Here is a 17084-nt window from a genome sequence, read left to right as displayed (position 1 = left end):
TAAAGATTCAGTGGCTTACAAGTTGACTTGGCTACCCGCACCAATCAATGAGTGGAGTTTGTTACCCAATGATGGGACGCCACAGCGAGATAGACTTTTAGGCACAATCCATTCTATTTTGGAGCATCGGGGATGTGGGCGAACAGCCGAACCCTCATCAAAGTTTAACCACAGCTTTTGGAATCAACAGCATTATCCTTGGACATTGGTGAGGCTTTTGCCCAATGCTCAACATTATACGGTTGCTCGATTCTACAGTCGCACTGAAGCCCAAAATCACCAGCGCTTTCTGGCAAAGTGGATGCCTGATGCACAATTTGAGGTGGTTTTCGATGTGGATGCGGTAGCTTCTACCGCTAAAGAGTGACATCGTATTCAATTTGGGTAGGGGCGCAAGGCTTGCGCCCTCTAAGGTTGCGGTTCTAAACGATAATTTGATGGGCGTATGCCAGGAAGCCCCTACAGTCATATTGTTTTGTAACGTGGGCAGGATTGGCGCGATCGCACTCTACCCCCCAAAAAGCGAGATCGCACTCCCTTTCTCAGTCTTACTCTATCGCTGTTGCTGTCTAGTCTTGAGACACCGGATGTACTGATACCGTCTCAATCAATATCGTCGGGTAAGTCGTCGATTGACATTCCCGCCTGTTCTAGGAGTTCCTTCAGGCGTTTAACCTGACTCACAGAAAACCTAATTTTGTGTTGTCCCCGTTCGTGGCGGCTAATTGTATTCGCTGCCATTCCCAGTGCTTTCCCGAATTCCTCTTGGGTCAAACCCAAGCGTAGGCGAATTTCTTTTAAGCTTGGCACATTAGGGTTGATATTTTGATTTCTATCGTTTACCATCTTAAGTGACTCTACAAGTTGTAGAGTTAAACAACATGAGCATGGATGGGGAAACTTTCTGGAGGTAGTTTTCCTGTTTCGTTTCCCCTTCCTCACTCTATGAAGCGTATAGCAAACTTGGTGTTCTACAAAGTGTAGGGATCAAGACAGCGCCAGACGCTGAAATTTCATGCTGCAACAGGTGATGCAGCTAGCTTGAGGGGGCTTTGAGTCCATTTCAATGGACTTGAGCTATGAGCCGTGGAATTGATTCCACGGCGGGGTTGGGCTAGCTACTTTTAAGCCTTGCCTGAAATAAGGGGCGATCGCATATTGTCTATGCCCAATCGCCCTTGCTAAAAAAACAATCACTCAAATCATAACAATGAAACATTCTCAATGGCTTCGCCTGCAAGCTGAAGGCGACAGGATTGTTGCGTCTTTTCGTGCAGATGGGTTCAACTGTCGTAAACAGCCACGCCGCTTGTGTTGGCACATTCGCAAAGATTCAGTGACTTACAAGTTGGCTTGGCTACCCGCGCCAATCAATGAGTGGAGTCTGTTACCCAATGATGGAACGCCACAGCGAGAGCGACTTTTAGCGATGATTCATTCTATCTTGGAGCATCGGGGATGTGGGCGCACAGCCGAACCATCACCCAAGTCTAACCATAGCTTTTGGAATCAACAGCATTATCCCTGGACACTGGTGAGGCTTTTGCCCAATGCTCAACATTATACGGTTGCTCGATTCTACAGTCGCACTGAAGCCGAAAATCACCAGCGATTTCTGGCAAAGTGGATGCCTGATGCACAGTTTGAGGTGGTTTTCGATGAGGATGCGGTAACTTCTAGCGCTAAAGAGTGACAGTGTCTCCCATTTGGTAGGGGCGCACCGACGTGCGCCCTCTCCAATTACTCGGTGTTACACTGTTTAGAGAAATTTGTGAGCCTATTCAGGTATGGAGTGGCAATCGATAGAAGGTTTACCATTCTTCCACAGATAATGGGTAATCGTATTTTCACGTATTTTCAAATTTTAAAATGCGATTCCTTGTGGAAAAATAGAAAAAATTGAAAAAAAGAGTTAAAATATCCTTAGTGAGTAACATAAAAAACCAAGCTAGAAAGCTAGCTTGGGAATATAGGACATTTAGCGTCCTGTGTTACTTGTTCTTGAGTTGCTGATGATCAGGATTTTCATCATTATCCTGCTTATTATCGGGTGCAGCGATTACGGCCATAATCGCGTACTCGATAAATTCAGGACGCTTGACGAAATTCCCGTCAACAACGGAAAGAGCAAGCAAAACGATGGCAAAGCCGAGAAAAATTGGCTTTTTCATTTCGCTTTTTGAATAAACAATATCTAATCATTATAGCGCCTCCAACCTTGCGTATGGTAGGCGCAATTTGTATGTGTATGGTCACATTCCACTAAACTTATGCTAGCTTGCGATCGCACTGCACCTCATCCTGACTTTTCAGGGGAAGTTTAGAAACTATTGTAGAGACAAAACATGGACGGTCTGGGCGGGTTTAGTCACATCTGGATACAACCGAAAAGATAGTAGTGAAACCCGCCCCTACACAATCTCCGTTCATTGCGCCATATATTGTGGAAAGGAAGACCCAATCCCCTCTTCCCGCCTAACCCGGACAGCCAATACTCTAAACTGAGAGATCGATCATCCAAAAAAGGGAACCTCACGATGCGACTCTCTCAAATGCTACTCGTCACCCTCCGGGAAGACCCAGCCGAAGCCGAAATCCCCAGCCATAAACTCCTGGTTCGCGCCGGCTATATCCGTCGCATCGGTAGCGGAATCTACGCTTATCTCCCCCTGATGTGGCGCGTCTTGCAAAAAGTCTCCCAAATCGTTCGGGAAGAAATGAACGCCACGGGCGCCCAAGAATGCTTACTTCCCCAACTCCAACCCTCTGACCTGTGGCGAGAATCCGGGCGCTGGGACACTTATACTAAAGCAGAGGGGATCATGTTCGCCCTCACCGATCGCCAAAACCGAGAACTGGGACTCGGACCGACTCACGAAGAGGTAATCACCACCATCGCCCGTGAGATGATTCGTTCCTATCGCCAACTCCCCCTCCACCTCTACCAACTTCAAACCAAGTTTAGAGATGAAATCCGCCCTCGGTTTGGACTGATGCGGGGACGCGAATTCATTATGAAAGACGGCTACTCCTTCCACGCCGATGAGGAAAGCCTGAAAAAAACCTATCAGGACATGGATCAAGCCTATCGCAACATGATCAGCCGTTGCGGTTTAGCCTTTCGCGCCGTGGAAGCTGATCCGGGGGCGATTGGTGGTTCTGGTTCCCAAGAATTTATGATTCTGGCGGATATTGGGGAAGATGAGATCCTCTACACTGAGGATGGGAACTATTCTGCCAATGTGGAAAAAGCCAGTTCCCTCCCAGCCGATGCTGAACCCTCTCCCTTTGAGACTTGCGAAAAACGGGAAACCCCCAATACATCCACCATCGACTCCCTGTGTCAATTCCTCAACTGTTCGCCAACCAACGTATTGAAAAACGTCCTCTACCAAGCCGTTTATGACAATGGGATGACGGTACTGGTAATCGTTAGTATCCGAGGCGATCAAGAGGTTAACGACGTAAAACTGCAAAATGAATTAGTCCGTTTAGCCGATCAATATAACGCCAACGCCCTCATCGCCCTAACGGTTCCCGACGCCACTACCCAGGCAAAATGGGCGTCTAAACCCCTCCCTGTCGGCTATATCGCCCCGGATTTAGATGATGATTATATCCGCCCTGCTAGCGATGTCGCACCGCGATTTTTACGCTTAGTCGATAATACAGCCGTTGACTTGAAAAATTTTGTCACTGGGGCGAATGAAACCAACTATCATGTCGTTGGTGCGAATTGGGGTGAACCCTTCGCCTTACCTAAACAGGTGGTAGATTTGCGGACAGCCAAAGCCGGCGATCGCGCGATTCATGATCCCAGCCAAATCCTGCACAGCGCTAGGGGAATTGAAGCCGGACATATCTTTCAGTTAGGCACAAAATATTCTAAAGCCATGGGCGCGACGTACACCAACGAAGCCGGGGAAGAAAATCCCTTGTATATGGGATGTTATGGTGTAGGCGTATCGCGACTGGCGCAAGCGGCGGTTGAACAATCCCATGATCAAGATGGAATTATTTGGTCACCCGCGATCGCACCCTACCACGCGATTATTACTGTTCCCAACATCTCCGACGCCAAACAGATGGACGCCGCCGAGACACTTTACCAACAGTTGTGGCAAGCTGGTGTAGAAACCTTACTCGATGACCGAAATGAACGGGCGGGTGTGAAGTTCAAAGACGCGGATTTGATTGGTATTCCCTATCGGATCGTTACCGGGCGATCGCTGAAACAGGGTAAAGTGGAAGTTGTAGTGCGGGCAACTCACCAGTCTCAAGAATTGCCCCTGGATCAGGTTGCTTCTACGGTTAAACAATGGCTTGATGCGGCATTAACCCGATAAACTGAAATGAATAAGGCAGCACTGACTCGATTCATCATAGTGGCACTTTATAGTTCTGCCTTTATGGGTGTAATGTTGGGTCTAGTCGGTGGATTTCAGACAGGTATTGCCTGTACTGCCATTGTTTTTTTCTCTATCCTTTCCTATAAGTATCCCCGTATCGGATTATGGGGACTGCTGATCTATCTTCCCTTCAGCGGAAGCATTATTTATTCGCTGGGCGATGTTTACCAATCCCTGGGTGAGAGAATCGCCTACTCCGGGAATCATCCTCTATTTCATTTAATTAAAGATGCATTTTACATTCCCGCCTTAATTGCCCTGATTCAGTCGCGGGATTCGTTCTGGAAACTCCTACCGCGATCGATTCTCAAACCCTTACTGATTGCGATCGCGGTTGTGCTAGGGGTGGCGTTAATTACGTTCCTGTTGATTAATGTTCCCCAGGAGTTTGATCCCCAGGTTAAAGGAAGCCCGTTTCTGATGGGAATTCTGGGATTAAAAGGGCTAGTGGGGTATATTCCCTTACTCTTCTGTGGGTATTATCTGATTCGCGATCGCACGGACTTATTTTTCCTCACTCGTTTACACGTTATTCTGATTCTGATTTGCTGTAGCTTAGCGTTTCTGCAATACCTGTGGCTAGTTACTGGTTTATGTCCCAGTAACAATAGTTTGACGGGAGAGGCTGTCTACAGAGCCAGTTTACAGGTAAGATGTCTAGTCGGCGGTTCTCTGTTATACAATCCTCAAGTCGGGTTAATTCGTTTACCCGGTACATTTGTTGCACCTTGGCAATGGGGTTGGTTTCTCATTTCCAGCGCCTTTTTCACGTATGGGGCGAGTGTTAGTGATCCCTCTCGTCGGTGGCGATTCGGGGGTTGGGTGGCGATGGTTGCTGTCTTGGCGGTGGCGGTAATTTCGGGTCAACGAATTGCCTTGGCGATCGTTCCGGCGACGTTTGTTCTGTTAGTATTACTCACGGATCGGCATAAGGGATGGCTACCACTTAAATTAGGAATTGGGGTGCTTTTAGCGATTTGGATTACTCGTACTTTGGGGAAGGTAGAAGAACGGGTGATTAGTTTAGTTGATCGCTGGGAGGCGTCTCCTCCTCCTTCGTTTATGCTAGATCAATTTCAGTGGGTATTGAGTAGACAAGAGGGAGTGTTAGGACATGGTTTAGGACGAGCCACTAATGCTGCCCGTCGCTTAGGGGAAACTCAACTGATTGAAACCTATTATGCCAAATTGTTGTACGAAATTGGTCCGATTGGGGTTTTGGCGTTTCTGGCGCTGGTGTCTTTGCTGACGTTTCTGACGTTTAAGGCATATCGGTCAGTTCAAGATTCGTCTTTACAACGGTTAGGGTTGTGTCTTTGGGTGTTTGTTTTATTTATTAGTTATAACACCTATTATTATCCTCTGGCTGTCGATCCGGTGGAGGTTTATTATTGGTTTTTTGCAGGGGTTTTGCTCAAGTTACCGCGACTTGATGATCCGGTAGGTTGTGAAACAGTATGTTCTGATCAGAAAGACGCTTAGGCTAAAACACAGGATAGGGCGCACGTCAGTTATTGGTGTCAACTTAAGATGAGAAGCAGGGGAAGCAGAGATACTTTCGTTATCAAGTTCGATCAGGAAATGCCTTGGTTGAGGCTATACCTCCCTTAAATAGCTGTAAACCCAAATTGGCAATGGTTTTGGCTTATAGCGCTTTTCAAGGGTACACTGACAGATCCCCGACTTCTCCTGAGGCTGTACCTCATCAACCACCAAATCTGCTGTATAATACTAAATCCGGTTTAGCCACCCCCTTTACAAGCTAGTCCGCGCAGGCGGACTTGGTTTGTGTAGCTGCGACTTCTAGTCGCCAGGGCAAAAAAGGGGTTCCTTATTACCGAGGTTTTAAAACTTGCCAAAGGATAAAAATAGTAAAGCTGATATAGCCACATACGACGATCCAATCCTGCCAATTATTAGACGTGAAAACGTTATTACTCATTGGGATTATAGATTTTAGTTTGAGGTTAGGCGACAGGGCGACCCGAGTCTATTGAGTGGATTGGGGGTGTTCATTGATATCAGCGGGTCGCCCCTACAACTGTTTATTGATGTTGGTAGTTAGCCTCTACAACTGTTTATTGATATCTAGACATTAGAACTTTTTTTACCCGAACTATTTTGATACCAAAGAATACCTGGGATATTCTAGAAGAAACTACAAATAAACTCTCCAGCGCCATCCGGTTCAAATGAAACCACCATTCCATCTTGGCGAATCCGGGTGCGATCGCGACAATTATATATCTCTACCGGGCGTTTTACCCCATCAATACTCACGGCGGCTCGATACCGCCAATAATACTTGGCAGAACGCTTGATACTCACGATACAAATAGTGTGATCCTTGATTGTGCGACACACCGACGCCTCAGCCGGAAGTGCCACAAGCCACACGACTACCAGTAATCCCAGTAAAGCAATCCATTTTCCCATAAGTTCGTCATTTGTCATTCGTCATTTGTCATTCGTCATTCGTCATTCGTCATTCGTCATTCGTCATTCGTCATACTCGCTTCCTTGAGAAGCAGGTACAGTCGGGGCGGGTTTAGTTACATCTGGGTGTAACCAAAAAGATAGTAGTGAAACCCGCCCCTACATAATCTTCCCCATCTCCCCCATCTCCCCCATCTCCCCCATCTTCCAGACGTAGCATGCTACGTCTCTACATTGCTTCCCCAGCTTCCCCAGCTTCCCCAGCTCCTGATCACTGCTCACTGATAACTGCTCCCTCATCTCCCAGCGCTTTGATAGATAGGGATTATCGCTTTGATTGTCAAATTGTCTAATTGCTTTGTTTGAACTTTACCATCAACCCATTACACTATAAACTAAACTCAGAAAACTTAAAGAAAATTAATCGTAAGTAAAAATACCTGTTTATCAGGGTCTCTTCATGTCCATTAGCACTGAAGAGGAAATTTGTATACACCCACGAGGTCATGTCGATGACTCAGTTTTTCCTTGACTCTGCCTGGTTAATACCTTGCTATGCCCTACTAGGTGCAATTTTAGCCGTCCCTTGGTCTCCGGCAATTATTAATCGTACCGGACCGAGACCCGCCGGCTATATTAATCTATTGATGACCTTCATTGCTTTTTTGCATGGGTTGTTAGCATTACTCGCCATCTGGAATCAACCTGCCCAATCGGTTGTGATTCCCTGGCTACAGGTGGTTGATTTGGATTTATCCATTCCCGTGACAATCTCGGCGGTTACGATTGGGGCAACAATGGTGATCACGGGGTTGAATTTCCTGGCACAAATTTATGCCATTGGTTACCTAGAAACCGATTGGGGATGGGCGCGGTTCTATTCGTTGCTGGCATTATTTGAAGCGGGGATGTGCGCCCTTGTTCTGTGCAATTCCTTGTTTTTCAGCTACATTATCCTGGAAATTCTTACTCTGGGAACCTATCTTTTGGTCGGGTTTTGGTTTAATCAATCCTTGGTGGTAACCGGGGCGAGAGATGCCTTCCTGACCAAACGGGTGGGCGATTTAGTCCTATTAATGGGCGTGATTGGGATTTATCCTCTGTCCAAAACGTGGGATTTTCCTCAATTGGCAGAGTGGGCAAGCACTGTCAACCTTGATCCCAAAATAGCAGCATTAGTGGGATTGGCATTAATTGCCGGTCCGATGGGTAAATGCGCTCAATTTCCCCTGCATTTATGGTTAGATGAAGCCATGGAAGGACCGGTTCCCAGTACCATTCTACGGAATGCGGTGGTGGTGTGTACGGGGGCGTGGGTGTTAATTAAACTGCAACCCGTAATTGCCATATCTCCGGTTGCGGTATCCGCCGTAATTTTAATTGGTGGGATAACCGCTGTGGGTGGTACGATGGTCGCGATCGCACAGGTTGATATTAAGCGTACTCTATCCTATTTGGTCAGTGCTTATTTGGGATTGGTGTTTATCGCTGTGGGTACGGGACAAATCCAAACCGCCCTATTATTAATGTTGACCTATGCCGTCGCCATGGGGTTATTGGTGATGAGTACCGGAACGGTTATTTGGAACAGTATTACTCAGGATGTGACACAATTGGGTGGATTATGGGCAAAACGTCCAGCTTGTGGCTTGTCTTATCTGGTGGGGGCGGCTGGATTGATTGCGGTTCCCCCTCTGGGCGGATTTTGGGCGTTTTTACAGTTGGGGGATTCGTTGTTTACCAGTCACCCGAAATTATTTGCCCTGGTGTTAGTGGTGAATGCGTTAGCTTCGTTTAGTCTATTCCGTGTCTTCGGGTTAGTCTTCGGTGGACAAGCTAAAGAAATGGCACAGCGATCGCCTGAAGCACATTGGCCCATGCTATTTCCGATGATACTGCTGATGGGGGTTACGTTACATGTTCCGTTACTATTGGGAACATGGCAACTGTTACCGGAATGGGTAAGCTTGAATCCTACAGTAGCGAGTTCGTTGGTGTTGTCGAGTGCGATTGGTGGCGGTGCAGCGGCGTATTTGTATCTGAGTAACCAGGTGGAAAAGCCGATTCGATTTGGTTCAAAGGCGTTGCAAGACTTTTTTGCCTACGATTTATATACCCAAAAGTTGTATCGGGTAACGATAGTGTTTCTGGTTGATTTGATTTCCAGAACGATTTCTTGGGTTGACCGTTATATTGTGGATGGTTTGGTCAATTTAGTCGCCTTTATGACGGTGTCTAGTGGGCAAGGTTTGAAGTACAATGTTTCGGGTCAAACCCAGTTTTATGCGTTAACGATTTTGTTGGGGGTGGCGTTATTAGGATTTCTGTTAAGTTTGCCGATTCTGTCGCGTCTTTCGCTGATTGTTGGTGGATAATTTACGTTTTTGTCGGAGTGGTTGGTGGTGAAAGATGTGTTTTTTTAACGCAGAGGAACGCAGAGGTTAGCGCAGAGGGACGCAGAGGGGTTAAGTGAGGTGGTGGAGGAATGGATGTGTTCACTGTTTAGAGGGATGTTAAATGGGGAGACGTGGGATAGCGTGTTTTGAGGTTTGAGGGTTTCGGGGTGGGTTGAACTGAATCATTTCTAGTTAGTTAGAGATTGATCAACTCGCCCCGATTAAGTGGAAGCGTTTTGAGTTGGAATTTTTGACAGAATTATGCTGAGTACGCTGATTGGGTTACCTGTTGTTGGTGCAATTATCATTGGGTTTCTGCCGGGAAAGGTGGCACAAACACGACTCCGGGCGATTGCTTTAGCGGTGGCGACGGCGATTGTTTTGGTGACGTTGTGGCTAGCCACGCAGTTTGATATCACCTATTCCGGTTGGCAGTTTCAAGAGGAGTTAACTTGGATTCCTCAACTAGGATTATCCTACAAGTTAGGGGCGGATGGTTTATCGTTTCCGTTGCTGGCGTTGGGGAGTTTGTTGAATTGGGTGGTTATTTTTAGTAGCCGCGTTGATGTGGAACGGCTGCGCCTTAAATATGCCCTGATTTTGTTGGTGAATGCTGGGGTTACTGGGGCGTTTCTGGCACAGAATTTGTTGCTGTTTGTCCTGTTCTATGAATTGGTGTTAATTCCCTTGTACCTGTTAATTGCAATTTGGGGGGGAAGCAAGCGGGAATATGCGGCGATGAAGTTTCTCATCTATACCGCTGTTTCCGGAATTCTGATTTTGGCGGCATTTTTGGGGATTACGTGGCTGAGTAATTCCACTAGCTTTAATTATGAGGCGATTCAAACTCAAGGGTTATCGTTAACCACTCAGTTGATTCTGCTGACAATTCTGTTGGTGGGATTTGGGATTAAAATTCCCCTGGTTCCGTTACATACTTGGTTACCCGATGCTTATGTGGAAGCGTCACCCGTCGTGGCGATTCTGTTAGGAGGGGTTGTGGCGAAGATGGGAACTTATGGGTTGGTACGCTATGGGTTACAATTGTTTCCCGAAGCCTGGTCCGTGGTAGCGCCGGGATTGTCGATTCTTGGCGTGGTGAGTGTATTGTATGGTGCATTGAGTGCGATCGCCCAAAAAGATATTAAACGAATGGTGGCGTATAGTTCCATTGGTCACATGGGGTATATCGTTGTCGCCGCCGCTGCGTTAACGCCGTTGAGTCTTTTGGGGTGTGTGACTCAGATGGTGAGTCATGGGATGATTCTGGCGATTCTGTTTTATTTAGTTGGGGTGGTGGAAACCAAGGTGGGAACTCGCGAGTTGGATGTTTTGAATGGGTTAATGAATCCCACGCGGGGTTTACCCTTGGTGAGTGCGTTATTGATTTTAGGGGGAATGGCAAGTGCGGGGATTCCCGGTTTAGTCGGATTTGTGGCAGAATTTCTGGTATTTCAAGGGAGTTATGCGGTACTTCCTTGGCAAACCCTGTTATGTATTTTTGCTTCGGGGTTGACGGCGGTTTATTTTGTGATTCTGCTGAATCGCACTTGTTTTGGCAAACTGGATAATCGTAAGGCTTACTATCCGAAAGTTCTCTGGAATGAAAAGGCACCTGCGATTATTTTGGCGGTGATTATTTTCTTCCTGGGGATTCAACCGGTTTGGTTGGTTCGATGGACAGAAACGACGACGAATGCGATTGTTTCGGCGGTGCCGATGACTAATCAGCAAGTGGCGTTGAAGTATCAGCGGCAAAAGTGACGGGGGTTATTTGAGGCGAGTTTTCCCACATCAAAACCGAGAAATAATTTCTGTACTATCCTGAGTTGAATAGGTAATATGAAACGTCAAGAAATAAGAAAAGTAACAATTGCCATCATTTCTACGTTGGCAATCCTCCTGGGGGAAGGAAGTCTAGATCAATCAATTGTACAAGCTCAAACCCCAATTCGAGAGTTAGAGCGTTCTCGTGGTATCACCCTATCAGGCACAGTTGTCAGTGTTGTAGGCAATGATTTTATCCTTGATGATGGTACGGGGCAAATTATTGTTGATGCTGGTCCTCGTTGGTGGCAGGAGATTAACCTATCTGCGGGGGAAAAAGTAACGGTTATCGGTGAGATCGATGAGGGTGAATTTGATGCATTTTCAATTACGCGATCTGACGGTTCATTAATTAATATTCGCCCGTCTGAAGGTCCTCCACCTTGGGCGGGTAATCGCAACAGAAATCGTCGGTAAGTCTTGCTATAGTTAAGGGAAAGAGGAATAAGATTATGACAACAGCGTTAGATAAACCTCCGACAACACGTAAACCTAAATTACCGCCGTCTCAGCATGAATTGGCGGATATTGTTCACCGCTTAGAAGCGGGAGGGGCGATGGTTCCTGATACGCCGGAAAATCTGATGCAAATTATTGGCATCTGGAAGGCGTATGCGGTACCAATGGATTTCTATTGGCGGGATTTGCTTTATATTGGCGAACGAGTCTTTTTGAATCCGTTTCCCTTCTTTAAATATTTCCTGCCCAAAGAATATTTAGACCTCCATAATCATTATGCGGGGGATGATGCCGATTTACGGATTTGGCGCGGACAAGCAACGGCGCATCCAGAACTTGTGGCGTTTATTGAGAAAGGGGAAACCCAGAAAATGCCCAAGTTATTGCATCACTTGTGGCATGACCGGATTAATATGGAGTTTGCTGAAGCTTGTATGCGGGCAATGCTTTGGCATCGGAATATGTACGCCCCGGTGAATCAGTTTGATCCGTATCTGGATACACAAGAGTATAAGGACAATGCGAATCGGGCAATTCAGGCGTATTTTCAAGGAAATCCTGTCATGCTGGGATGGCATAAGCTGTTCCCAGAGATGTTTATCGAACAATGTCGTCAGGCGTCCTATTACAGTCTGTTGGGGCTATTCTGGGAAGTCATGGCACCCGTGTTCTTTGAGGTGTCTGATCTCTACGATGAAGGAAAAATCACCTCTGTCCCCGAAGCGATGAACTTTTTGGTAAATGGCATCTTCGCGATCGCGGGTCGTCCGATCTATCATCATGTGTATGTTAAGGGGGAATGCTATGAGGTGATTCCTAAGTCCAAGGGGTTTACCTGGCTGTATGAAGCAGCACTTCCCTATGTAGAGGCGGTATTCTATCGCACGGCACCGTTTAGGGGTACGAAGTCCTATAATGCCCAAGCAATGGAAGTACCGACTGATCAGAAAGACTTCCATTATGGGGTTCTTTATGCCGATAAATTCCCCGTGGGTTCGGCGGGAGTTCCGCCCACATTACTGATGCAGGATATGTTACATTTCTTACCGCCTTATCTGCGAGACTTCTATGAAAAGCGTTGTCGCCGTGAAAGTGATATCTTGAATCAAATTGGTGTTACCTTTCAGCGATCGATGTATTGTGTGACATCGGCGGTATTTCAGGCGTTGCGAACCGCACTGCTGTATCCCTTAGATGACCCGAATCCGAAGCATTTACAGGCGAATCGGACATTTTTTGAAGCGCAATTAGACCGATTCTGTCGCCCGGAGTATGGCATCCGGGATGCGGCGCGGTTACAGTATATTCAGACGGCTGATTATCGGTAATTGATGTCTGATTAGGGGCTGCTGTAGGGAGTCTTGTGGTGAGGGGAGGGAACAGGGAACAGGGAACAGGCAACAGGCAACAGTTTCAACCCCATCTTTATTGATGCAGCCAGCCCTGATTAAGTTTTATACCAGATCCCCGACTTCCTTTGAGAAGTCGGGGATCTCTGTCTAACCCATAAATATACCCATAGATATAGGTGAAAAACTTAAAATCTGCCTAGTCTAGTTCTCAAACGGATTAACGTTAGTTTTAATAAGACGCTAATCCCACAAGAGTAAAGGGATTGGTGTATGAATATTACGGAATCAACTCATCCTCCAGCCAAGCTTCTACAATCTAAACTAAGATGCCCCCATCGAGTTAAAGTCATCACAAGTTTGGTCAGAAGGAGTTAACGAATGAACAACGAAACCAATGAAGCCAATCCCCTTCTTGATCAAATTGTGGCATTACAACGACGAGTGGGCGAGTTAGAAGACGAGATTGGTGACTATAAACAGCAACTGGCGCAGGAGAGAGAAACGCGCCAGACGGTAGAAACCCGCTTACAGAAAACCGAGGAACGCCTATCTTTGGTGCTGCGGGCGACAAAAGATGCCATCTATGAGTGTGACTTAGAACAGGGTATCATTAGCTGGAACGCAGCATACAATGAACGTTTAGGCGATCGCCCAGAGTCAACGGCATATTCCTGGGAATGGTGGATTGAACACCTACATCCTGACGATCGCGACGAGGTTGTCGCTAGCTTCAAAGAGACACTCGCAGGTACAGGCGATCGCTGGATGGCGGAGTATCGGTATCAAAAGACAGATGGTAGCTACGCCCATATTTTAGATCGCGGCTATATTCTACGGAATCAAACCGGGAAAGCCATCCGGGTGATTGGTACATTATTCGACGCCACCGAACAAAAACAAATTGAAGCCGAATTACGCCAGCAAAAAGAATGCTTACATCTTGCCAACGAACGGTTCCAATTCGCTGCCCAAGCGGTCAATGCCCTAATTTATGATAGGCAGATTGATACGAATCGAGTAGAACGAACCGATGGACTCACCAACATTTTAGGCTATTCCCTCAGCGAAGCCGAACCCACTTGCGACTGGTGGCGCGATCACATTCATCCGGATGATGGGGAACGAATGGATCAGGAGACAGCAACGGCGTTGAGTCAGGGGGATTCCTATCACGTTGAATATCGGGTTCTGCACAAAAACAACCACTATATTCATATCTTGGATCAAGGACTGGTGGTGGCACGAGATGATCAAGGACATCCGATTCGTGTCATTGGTAGCACCATCGATATTAGCGATCGCAAAGAAACCGAAGCTACCCTGAAACAACGAGAAACCGATTTGCGCTTAATTACAGATGCGGTTCCGGCGCTAATTGCTTACGTGGATACAGATTGCCGTTACCGCTTCGTCAATCATGCCTTTACCACTTGGTTTGGATATCCAGCCGAACATCTGATCGGTCAATCGGTGGCAGACTTTGTCGGGGCAGACGTTTATGACTATATGCGTCAGGATATTGAAACTGCCTTAGCGGGTGAACCGATCAACGTGGAAATGTGGATGCCGTTCAAAGATGGAGGATCGCGCTACGTTCGTCGGCAGTATATCCCCGATAGTGATCCGCACGGTAATATCAAAGGCTTCTATGCCTTCATTAACGATATCACCGATCTCAAACAAACAGAAGCCGCCTTACGAGACAGAGAACAGCGCTTTAGTACCTTATTTAATGGCATGGAAGACTGGGTACTCGTTTATCCCCTCACTCCCGACAATCAACCGGGACAACTCATTGAGGTGAATGAAGCTGCCTGTAAACGGTTAGGCTATACCCGCCAAGAACTCCTAACCCTATCGGTTGCGGAGATTGTGGACATCCCCTTAGCCGATCTTCAAGTCGGTTTCCAGAAATTGTTGCACGAGAAACGAGTCGTTATCGAATCAATACATCGGACTAAAGACGGTCAACGAATTCCCGTTGAATCCATCTATCGCGACATAACGGAACGCCAACAAGCCGAGGAAGCCCTACGCCGCAGTGAAGAACGATTTCGGGTTGCCCAAGATCTGTCCTTAGATGGGTTTACTATCCTCAAAAGCATCCGCAATCCTGCTGGAAACATTGTTGATTTTGAGTGGATCTATGCCAATCCCATGGCGGCAAAAATGCTGCATCATTCGGTTTCCGAGTTACTCGGTCAACGCCTGCTTACTATCCTGCCAGGGAATCAAACCAATAGTGACTTATTTGAGTGCTATGTCAATGAAGCCTTAGCAACAATGAATGGCGTCCCCCTGAGTCAACATTTAGGTCGTACTCTCTGGGAAGTAGTGCCACAGATGGCACCTGAATTTGCCCCCATGCTGCGTCAGATTTTACAGACTCGCCAACCGAGGCTAAACTTTGAGTTTAATGGTGAAGTTCAACCGGGTATTTATCGCCATGCTTTAGCCAATCACTTTCCCGTTTGCTTACCCGATGGTGAACTCTTGGGAGTCGGTGTCGCCGTGATGGAAATTTCTGAACTCAAGCGAGTAGAAGCCGCCTTACGCCTGAGTGAAGCCTTTGCCCACGCCAGAGTGCAAGAGTTAGAAACCTTAATGGAAATTACCCCAGCCGCGCTTTGGATTGCCCATGATCCTCACTGTCACCAGATGACCGCTAACCGGACGGCGTATACTTTAATGCGGATGCCACCGGGTTCCGTAACAACTGCCACCCCTGCCGATGGTTCCTATCCTCTGCCCTTTAAACAATATAAAAACGGACAAGAATATCTGCCCCAAGACTTACCCATGCAGCGTGCAGCGAGAACCGGGCAAGAGGTGATTGATGAAATCGAATTAGTTTTTGAGGATGGTACAGTACGCTTCATCTATGGCAAAGCCGTTCCCCTATACCACGACTCCGGTGAAGTGCGCGGCGTGATTGGTGCATTTGTAGATATCACCGAACGCAGACAGGCAGAACGGGAGCGTGAACAACTTCTAGCACGAGAACGCGCCGCCCGTAAAGAGGCAGAGTCTGCCAACCGGATTAAAGATGAATTTCTGGCAATTTTGTCTCATGAGTTGCGTTCTCCTCTGAATCCTATCCTGGGATGGACAAAGCTACTTCGCACTCGTCAGTTTGATCAAGCCGCAATAGATAAGGCATTAGCAACCATTGAACGTAATGCCACGATTCAAATTCAGTTAGTGGATGACTTACTCGATGTTGCCCGAATTCTGCGGGGAAAAGTTTCTCTGACTCGTCATCGGCTTGATTTAGCGATCACAATTAAAGCGGCAATTGAAACAGTACAGTTAGCAGCAGAGGCGAAATCGATTCAAATTCAGCCTCATTTTATCGGTAAGGTGGGTTTGGTTAAAGGTGACTCTGGGCGGTTACAACAAGTGGTGTGGAATTTACTCTCCAATGCGGTGAAGTTTACCCCATCCGGGGGACAGGTGGAGGTGACATTAGCAGAGGTGGATGATTTTGCCCAGATTACCGTCAGTGACACAGGTATCGGAATCTCTGCCGATATTCTTCCTCATATTTTCGACTATTTCCGTCAGGCGGACAGTTCCATGACGCGCCAATTTGGGGGATTAGGATTAGGACTGGCGATCGCCCGTCACATTGTAGACTTACATGGTGGCATAATCCAGGCAGAAAGCCCCGGTGAAGGACAGGGCGCTACGTTTACCGTGAAATTACCCCTGCTTCGAGATCAAAAGGAAGCAACGCAAAATACCCCGGATTGCCAACGCCAGCCAGATACCCTTCCCCTGCAAGGGATACGAGTCTTATTTGTCGATGATGAAGCCGACACGCGAGAACTAATTGGGGTTATTCTGCAACAAGCTGGGGCAGAGGTAATTACCATGGCATCAGCACCGGAGGTGTTGTCACAGTTCAACCAGTTAACCCTTGATATCCTGGTGAGTGATATTGGTATGCCCCAAATGAATGGCTATGAGTTATTGCAACAGATTCGGGGTATGTCCTCAAGCCAAGCCCAAATTCCGGCGATCGCATGGTTCGGCGTATGCAGGGGAATCTAATCAGCAAAAAGCCCTGGCTGCCGGATTTCAGCAGCATTTGCCCAAACCTGTTGACCCCAAGGATTTGATTCATGCGATCGCGAAGCGTGTGCGAAGCACGTATCGCCCAGTTAATGAAACAGGGCAATGAATGAGTTTTATACCTTAATTAC

At 47.1% G+C, this 17084-nt stretch carries 12 protein-coding genes; 9 read left to right on the top strand and 3 right to left on the bottom strand.

Annotated elements, in window-relative coordinates; translation table 11 throughout:
* On the top strand, positions 1-367 hold a 367-nt coding region (locus RIE73_RS30520), incomplete at its 5' end, for a hypothetical protein (protein ID WP_446404747.1).
* Between the two features lie 236 nt (positions 368-603).
* On the opposite strand, the gene RIE73_RS30515 is transcribed toward RIE73_RS30520, so the two are convergent.
* Positions 604-846, bottom strand: a complete 243-nt coding sequence (locus tag RIE73_RS30515; protein ID WP_446347115.1) for a helix-turn-helix domain-containing protein — start codon at positions 844-846, stop codon at positions 604-606.
* A gap of 364 nt (positions 847-1210) precedes the next feature.
* On the opposite strand from RIE73_RS30515, the gene RIE73_RS30510 reads away from it, so the two are divergent.
* On the top strand, positions 1211-1693 hold the full coding sequence (locus tag RIE73_RS30510; protein WP_446404746.1) for a hypothetical protein: 483 nt from the start codon (positions 1211-1213) through the stop codon (positions 1691-1693).
* 298 nt (positions 1694-1991) lie between these two features.
* Here the strand turns inward: RIE73_RS30510 and RIE73_RS30505 are convergent, their stop codons facing one another.
* Entirely contained in the window at positions 1992-2171 is a 180-nt protein-coding gene (locus tag RIE73_RS30505; protein WP_446404745.1) for a hypothetical protein, read from the bottom strand.
* Positions 2172-2537: 366 nt separating this feature from the next.
* Between RIE73_RS30505 and proS the strand changes: the two genes are divergently transcribed.
* Both proS and RIE73_RS30495 read left to right on the top strand, forming a co-directional pair.
* Complete coding sequence (gene proS, locus RIE73_RS30500) at positions 2538-4346, top strand: proline--tRNA ligase (protein WP_446404744.1); 1809 nt, start codon at positions 2538-2540, stop codon at positions 4344-4346.
* Positions 4347-4352: 6 nt separating this feature from the next.
* Positions 4353-5891, top strand: coding sequence for a hypothetical protein (locus RIE73_RS30495; RefSeq protein WP_446404743.1), 1539 nt, complete (start codon positions 4353-4355; stop codon positions 5889-5891).
* A 666-nt stretch (positions 5892-6557) separates the two neighbouring features.
* Here RIE73_RS30495 and RIE73_RS30490 read toward each other — a convergent pair.
* Positions 6558-6863, bottom strand: a complete 306-nt coding sequence (locus tag RIE73_RS30490; protein ID WP_446404742.1) for a hypothetical protein — start codon at positions 6861-6863, stop codon at positions 6558-6560.
* A gap of 494 nt (positions 6864-7357) precedes the next feature.
* On the opposite strand from RIE73_RS30490, the gene RIE73_RS30485 reads away from it, so the two are divergent.
* The 5 genes from RIE73_RS30485 to RIE73_RS30465 all read left to right on the top strand — a co-directional run bounded on the left by RIE73_RS30485 (position 7358) and on the right by RIE73_RS30465 (position 16932).
* A complete protein-coding gene (locus RIE73_RS30485; protein ID WP_446404741.1) occupies positions 7358-9220 on the top strand; it encodes an NAD(P)H-quinone oxidoreductase subunit F in 1863 nt (620 codons plus the stop codon).
* A 282-nt stretch (positions 9221-9502) separates the two neighbouring features.
* A complete protein-coding gene (locus RIE73_RS30480) occupies positions 9503-11005 on the top strand; it encodes an NADH-quinone oxidoreductase subunit M (protein ID WP_446404740.1) in 1503 nt (500 codons plus the stop codon).
* A gap of 78 nt (positions 11006-11083) precedes the next feature.
* On the top strand, positions 11084-11485 hold the full coding sequence (locus RIE73_RS30475; RefSeq protein ID WP_446404739.1) for a NirD/YgiW/YdeI family stress tolerance protein: 402 nt from the start codon (positions 11084-11086) through the stop codon (positions 11483-11485).
* A 35-nt stretch (positions 11486-11520) separates the two neighbouring features.
* Positions 11521-12855: a CO2 hydration protein gene (locus RIE73_RS30470; protein WP_446404738.1), complete on the top strand. Its 1335-nt coding sequence runs from the start codon at positions 11521-11523 to the stop codon at positions 12853-12855.
* A 402-nt stretch (positions 12856-13257) separates the two neighbouring features.
* Positions 13258-16932 carry a PAS domain S-box protein gene (locus tag RIE73_RS30465; protein WP_446404737.1) on the top strand — a complete coding sequence of 1225 codons (3675 nt, stop codon included), beginning with the start codon at positions 13258-13260 and terminating at the stop codon, positions 16930-16932.
* The last annotated feature ends 152 nt before the right edge of the window (positions 16933-17084 follow it).

The sequence above is a fragment of the Coleofasciculus sp. C1-SOL-03 genome, assembly GCF_040220555.1.
Classification (GTDB): Bacteria; Cyanobacteriota; Cyanobacteriia; order Cyanobacteriales; family Coleofasciculaceae; genus Coleofasciculus.
Note: the sequence above shows the minus strand (reverse complement) of the source record. Positions and strands in the feature narration are given on the sequence as shown.